The following is a 5964-nucleotide window of genomic DNA, read 5'->3' as shown; positions in this document are numbered from 1 at the left end:
CCATAACCGCTCTGTTCAAGACGGAGGAAGACGCCAATCTCGGCCTCTACGGCGCCTTCGGCTACGATCTCGCCTTCCAGTTCGATCCGGTCGACTACAAGCTCGAGCGCCAACAAAGCCAGCGCGACCTTGTGCTGTTCCTGCCCGACGAGATCCTGGTCGTCGATCACTATTCGACCAAGGCGTGGACCGACCGCTACGACTATTCCGGCGACGAGTTTTCGACGGAGGGATTGCCCCGCGACGAGATCGTCGAGCCGTTCAAGACCGCCGACCGCATTCCGCCGCGCGGCGACCATGAGCCGGGCGAATATGCCAATCTGGTGCGCAAGGCGATGGAGAGCTTCAAACGCGGCGACCTGTTCGAGGTGGTGCCCGGCCAGATGTTCTACGAGCGCTGCGAGACACCGCCTTCCGACATTTCACGCAAGCTGAAGACCATCAACCCGTCGCCCTATTCCTTCTTCATCAATCTCGGCGAAGGCGAATACTTGATCGGCGCTTCGCCCGAAATGTTCGTGCGCGTCAACGGCCGCCGTGTCGAGACCTGCCCGATCTCCGGCACGATCAAGCGCGGCGACGACGCCATTTCCGATTCGGAGCAGATCCTGAAATTGCTCAATTCGAAGAAGGACGAATCCGAGCTGACCATGTGCTCGGACGTCGACCGCAACGATAAGTCGCGGGTTTGCGACCCAGGCTCGGTGCGCGTCATCGGCCGCCGCCAGATCGAGATGTATTCGCGGCTGATCCACACCGTCGATCACATCGAGGGGCGGCTGCGCGAAGGCATGGACGCCTTCGACGCGTTCTTGTCGCATGCCTGGGCGGTCACCGTCACCGGCGCGCCGAAATTATGGGCGATGCGCTTCATCGAGCAGAACGAGAAGAGCCCGCGCGCCTGGTATGGCGGGGCGATCGGCATGGTCAATTTCAACGGTGACATGAACACCGGCATGACGCTTCGCACCATCCGCATCAAGGATGGCATCGCCGAGGTGCGCGCCGGCGCCACGCTGCTCTTCGACAGCATTCCCGAGGAAGAAGAAGCCGAAACCGAACTGAAGGCATCCGCCATGATCTCCGCCATCCGCGACGCCAAGTCAGGCAATGCCGCCGACACCGAACGCGCCACCGCGCGCGTCGGCGACGGCGTCAACATCCTGCTGGTCGACCACGAGGACTCCTTCGTCCACACGCTGGCCAACTATTTTCGCCAGACCGGCGCCAATGTATCGACTGTGCGCACACCTGTGCCGGACGACGTCTTCGACCGGCTGAAACCCAACCTGGTCGTGCTGTCGCCCGGTCCCGGCACGCCGAAGGACTTCGACTGCGCCGCCACCATCAAACGGGCCCGCGCGCGCGACCTGCCGATCTTCGGCGTCTGCCTCGGCCTGCAGGCGTTGGCCGAGGCCTATGGCGGAGAGTTGCGGCAGCTGCACGTGCCAATGCATGGCAAACCGTCGCGCATCCGCGTGTCGAAGCCGGGCATCATCTTTTCCGGCCTGCCCAAGGAGGTGACGGTCGGCCGCTATCACTCGATCTTCGCCGATCCGGTGCGGTTGCCCGATGGTTTCGTCGTCACGGCCGAGACGGAAGAAGGCGTCATCATGGCCTTCGAGCACAGCAAGGAGCCGATCGCTGCGGTGCAGTTCCACCCGGAATCGATCATGACTCTCGGACACAATGCCGGTATGCGCATCATCGAGAACATCGTTGCGCATCTGCCGCGCAAGGCCAAGGAAAAGGCGGCTTAGCTCCGGTTTCGGCGGCCGGAAGCAATCAATGACCGCAATCGATCCGAAAACCACCGCCAAGCGCAAGGTCGCCAGCCTCGCCTTCTGGTCGATAGTCGTCGCTTTCGTCGTGCTCGGCCTGAAGCTGGCGGCCTGGCACGTCACCGGTTCCGTGGCGCTGTATTCGGACGCGCTGGAATCGATCGTCAACGTCATTGCCTCGGCCGCAGCCTACTGGGCGATCCAGGTCAGCTACAAGCCGGCCGACCAGGATCATCCATTCGGCCATCACAAGGCCGAGTATTTCTCGGCCGTGCTGGAAGGTGTGCTGATCGTTTTGGCAGCCCTGCTGATCCTCAACGAAGTGTGGTGGTCCTTGCGGCATCCCGCCCCACTCGAACAGCCCTGGACCGGCCTCGCCATCAACGGTGTCGCGACAGTGATCAACGCCTTCTGGGCCTTAACGCTGATCCGTGCCGGCCGTGCCGAGAAGTCGCCGGCACTGGTTGCCGACGGCAGGCACATCATGACCGACGTGGCGACCTCCGTCGGCGTGTTCATTGGTCTGGTCGGTGCCGTGCTCACCGGCTGGCAAGTCCTCGATCCCGCTCTTGCCGTCATCGTCGCGCTGCACATCCTGTGGCAGGGCTGGCACGTCATCGGCTCGTCGATGAACGGGCTCATGGACCGCGCCGTCGATACACAGGAGCACATGCACATCCGCGACGTCATTTCGGCCAATTGCAAGGGCGCAATGGAAGTCCACGATCTGAAGACGCGGATTGCCGGCCGCGCCACGTTCATCGAGTTCCACCTGGTCGTCGATGCCGATATGTCGGTGGGCGCCAGCCACGTCATTTGCGACCGCATCGAGGATGCGCTGAAGGCCGAGATCCCCTCGGTGCGCGTCACCATTCATGTCGAGCCCGACGACGAGGCAAAGCTGCCCAAGGGCACGACGGCCGTGCCGTTCGCGTGAGGCGGTTCCGTAGGCCCTCAAAACTTCTCAAGGCGTGCAGGCGGATTGCGGCATCGGCTCCAGCCGGTAGACCTTGTCGTCGGATGCGGTCTCGCCTTCGGCCGTCTTCGAGCATAGGTCGATGATCGGCAGGCTGCTGTTGGGATTGGCCAGCATCATCGTGCCGTTGGCGCCGCGGCGCAGATAAATCTCCTTGGCTGCGATGTCGCAGGAAAAGTCGCTCGTCTTTCCGCTCGCGACACAGCGCCACTGGTCCGCTTCGCCGTCACAACTGTAGCTCTGCGTGACCTCGGTGGCGTTCCGACGCGTGGTTACGGAAACAGCTATGTCGGCGCCGCTTGGCCAGCTTGCCGGATCGCCGCCCTTGGCGAAGGAGGCCAGCTCGATCGGGCCCCGAAAAACCCTGATGGTGTGGGTAAGCTGATCGGGATGCGAGTCGAGATGCGCGGCATCGTAGTCGCGCCCGTAGCAGAACGGCTGGTCCGGTTTCAGCCGCTCACGCAGCGGTGCTCCCAGCGCCGGATCGACCGGATCGATGCGCGCGAATTCGGCCTTGCAGGTCTGCGTCGGCATACGGTCGAGCCGAAAGCCGTCGTCTTCTGTGCCGAGTGCCTGCTTGGCGTATTCCTTTTCACCCAGCTCATCCTCGGCGCCAGCATCGAGATAAAGGTTGCGATGCACGCCGGAGACGATCAGCCGGCCTTTTTCATCAACGTTCAGTAAGGCCATGGTGCGGTCGCATTCCATGCCGCAATGAAGCTCGCTCGACTGCGGATCATCCTTGCCGCACCAACCGCCAACCCACTCGGGTTTCTTGGCGCCGCGCACCGTCGTCGCCATGAAGCCGTTGTAGCCGGACGGACCGCTGCTCGGCTCCTCGTTGGGATGGCTGACCGGATCGCTGCCGTAGTAGAAGAAAATCCGTCCCACCTTCTGGTTCGGATGTACCTTGAGATGCGCGGCATCATAGACACGCCCGAAACAGGCATCCTTGCCGTCCGGGCTGAGTTCGGTGAGCTTAGGCGTATCCTCGGCAAAGGCGGTGCCGGCAACAGCGGCAAGCAAGGCGACACCAAGTCCGGCGCCCACAATGGTATTCGATGTCATCTGCCCCTCCTCGCCCGACAGGACGTGACTTCAATTTATGCTAGGATCGAGGCCGAAGCCACGCAATTTGCGAGGACGGCATTCTGGAGAACGACATGATGCGACGCCGCGATATTTTCCGCTTGAGCCTTGCCGGATCCGCCGGCCTTTTCGGGCTGCGCCCGGTCAAGGCAGCGGCCGTGGAAGAAGAAAGGCAGAAGGTCGCCTATCACCTCAGCGACCTCGACAAGGTCGGGTTCGTTTTGGGCAATATAAAGAACCATTATGAGGGCACCGGCGGCAAGGTCGACATCGTGCTGGTCGTGTATGGCCCGGCACTCGCCGCTTTCAAGTCGAAGAGCGCGTCAGCTGCCATTTCCAGCCGTTTTTCCGGCCTGGTCCGCGACGGGCTGACCTCACATGCCTGCGCCAACACCATGCATGGCATGGATGTTGCGCTCACCGATCTGCTCGACGGCTTTCATGCCGCCGAGACCGGCGGTGTCGTCAAGCTCGCCGAATTGCAGCACCAGGGCTACGCCTATTTGCGGCCCTGAACCTCTACTGACTTGAACATGAGGGCGGCGAGGCCCTACGAAGGGTGGGAGAGTCCCGGAGGAATAGACGTGCCAGCCACCATAACCGCCATTGTCACCCCCACCCTGGTCATCCCCGACCTCGCCGGCAAGGCGGTGCTGATCACCGGCGCTTCGACCGGCATCGGGGCGGCACTTGCATTGGCCTACGCCGCGCAGAAATGCCGCGTCGCACTGCATTACAATTCGAGTCGGGCAGCTGCCGAAAACCTGGCCGGGACCATCCGCACCGGAGGCGGCGAGGTATTCCTGATCCAGGGCGATTTCTCGATCTCCGCCGATGTCGAGCGCGTCGTCGAGGACAGCGCGCAACACTTCGGCCGGCTCGATGGCCTGGTCAACAATGCCGGCGGCATGCTTGGCCGCGTACCCTATGCCGAGCAGACCGAGGCGCATTACGACGCGGTGATGGATCTCAACGCCCGCTCTGTGCTGACCGCCTCGCGCAAGGCGATGCCATGGCTGAAGCGCCAGGGCGGCTTCATCGTCAACACCTCGTCGATTGCGGCGCGCAATGGCGCCGGCGGCGGCGCCGGCCTTTATGGCTCGGCCAAGGCCTTCGTCTCCAATGTGACCCGCGGCATGGCCAAGGAACTGATCGGCTTCAACATCCGCGTCAACGCGGTGGCGCCGGGCACCATCGCGACGCCTTTCCATGAGCGCTATTCGACCGAGGAGCACATGAAGGGCATGGTTGCTACCATTCCGCAGGGCCGCGCCGGCACGCCCGAGGACTGCGTCGGCGCCTATCTGTTCCTCTCGTCCGCTCTGCTGAGCGGTTACATCACCGGCCAGGTGATCGAGGTGAATGGTGGCCAGTTGATGCCGTGAGCGGCGACCTGCATGGTTACCGCGGAAGCCAACGGAGAAAACGGCAATGTACGGTCTGATCGGCAAGATGCGGGCGACACGCGGCCAGCGCGACGCAATGATGGATGTCCTGCTTGCCAGCACCGGCGCCATGCCTGGCTGCCTGAGCTACAACATCGCCACCGATCCGGCCGATGCCGACGCGATCTGGGTGACCGAAGTGTGGACCGACCAGGCAAGCCACAAGGCTTCGCTGCAACTGCCGGAAGTCCAGGCGGCGATTGCCAAGGCGCGGCCGATCATCGCCGGCTTCGAATTCCAAGTCGAGACCCGGCCCGTAGGCGGCTTCGGCCTGCCGGCCGTCAAAACCGGCTGACGCCTGGGCTGACGCATTTTTCACCGCCGCGGGGGTTCGCATCTCCCCGCTTCGGGGCTAAGACCGAAAAATGGATTCCCTGCCAGACCAGCCGACCGTCGAACGCATGGCGCGGGTGCCCAAAGTCTGGCAGTGGCTGGCACTGCTGATCTTCTCGATCCTGTTTGCCGGCGCGCTTGAATTCGGCGCCTTGCCGGCAGCGCTGCTGATCGGACCGATGCTGGCGGCGATCCTGGCCGGCACCAACGGCGCCACGGTGCGCGTGCCGCGCCCTTTGTTCGGCGCCGCCCAGGCGATCGTTGGCTGCCTTGTCGCCGCTTCGATCTCCCCTGACATCTTTCCGGTCTTCTACAAGGAATGGCCGCTGTTCCTCGGTAC

The 5964-nt window shown here is 63.2% G+C and carries 7 protein-coding genes; 6 read left to right on the top strand and 1 reads right to left on the bottom strand.

The features are described from left to right. Nucleotides 1-1760, top strand: a 1760-nt coding sequence (locus EOA86_RS18670; protein WP_128343022.1) for an anthranilate synthase, incomplete at its 5' end; no start/stop codon positions are given. Between the two features lie 28 nt (nt 1761-1788). Then, nucleotides 1789-2718 (top strand): cation diffusion facilitator family transporter, encoded by a 930-nt coding sequence (locus EOA86_RS18665; RefSeq protein WP_128343020.1) that lies wholly within the window; start codon nt 1789-1791, stop codon nt 2716-2718. A 27-nt stretch (nt 2719-2745) separates the two neighbouring features. Here the strand turns inward: EOA86_RS18665 and EOA86_RS18660 are convergent, their stop codons facing one another. Further along, on the bottom strand, nt 2746-3825 hold the full coding sequence (locus EOA86_RS18660; RefSeq protein ID WP_128343018.1) for a hypothetical protein: 1080 nt from the start codon (nt 3823-3825) through the stop codon (nt 2746-2748). A gap of 98 nt (nt 3826-3923) precedes the next feature. On the opposite strand from EOA86_RS18660, the gene EOA86_RS18655 reads away from it, so the two are divergent. From EOA86_RS18655 to EOA86_RS18640, 4 genes are all read left to right on the top strand, one after another. Continuing rightward, nucleotides 3924-4361, top strand: a complete 438-nt coding sequence (locus EOA86_RS18655; protein WP_095519409.1) for a DsrE family protein — start codon at nt 3924-3926, stop codon at nt 4359-4361. A 69-nt stretch (nt 4362-4430) separates the two neighbouring features. After that, nucleotides 4431-5231, top strand: a complete 801-nt coding sequence (locus EOA86_RS18650) for an SDR family oxidoreductase (RefSeq protein ID WP_095519230.1) — start codon at nt 4431-4433, stop codon at nt 5229-5231. A 46-nt stretch (nt 5232-5277) separates the two neighbouring features. Continuing rightward, on the top strand, nt 5278-5586 hold the full coding sequence (locus EOA86_RS18645; protein ID WP_128343016.1) for a putative quinol monooxygenase: 309 nt from the start codon (nt 5278-5280) through the stop codon (nt 5584-5586). A 70-nt stretch (nt 5587-5656) separates the two neighbouring features. Beyond that, nucleotides 5657-5964, top strand: a 308-nt coding sequence (locus EOA86_RS18640) for an AbrB family transcriptional regulator (protein ID WP_206630068.1), incomplete at its 3' end; no start/stop codon positions are given.

The sequence above is a fragment of the Mesorhizobium sp. M5C.F.Ca.IN.020.32.2.1 genome (assembly GCF_004023105.1).
GTDB classification, from domain to species: domain Bacteria; phylum Pseudomonadota; class Alphaproteobacteria; order Rhizobiales; family Rhizobiaceae; genus Mesorhizobium; species Mesorhizobium wenxiniae.
This window is presented reverse-complemented; position numbering and strand designations above follow the sequence as displayed.

What these genes read in the sequence shown, in the direction of transcription:
- EOA86_RS18665 (WP_128343020.1), top strand. Translation starts at nt 1,789, where the DNA reads ATGACCGCAATCGATCCGAAAACCACCGCCAAGCGCAAGGTCGCCAGC.
- EOA86_RS18660 (WP_128343018.1), bottom strand. Translation starts at nt 3,825, where the DNA reads ATGACATCGAATACCATTGTGGGCGCCGGACTTGGTGTCGCCTTGCTT.
- EOA86_RS18655 (WP_095519409.1), top strand. Translation starts at nt 3,924, where the DNA reads ATGCGACGCCGCGATATTTTCCGCTTGAGCCTTGCCGGATCCGCCGGC.
- EOA86_RS18645 (WP_128343016.1), top strand. Translation starts at nt 5,278, where the DNA reads ATGTACGGTCTGATCGGCAAGATGCGGGCGACACGCGGCCAGCGCGAC.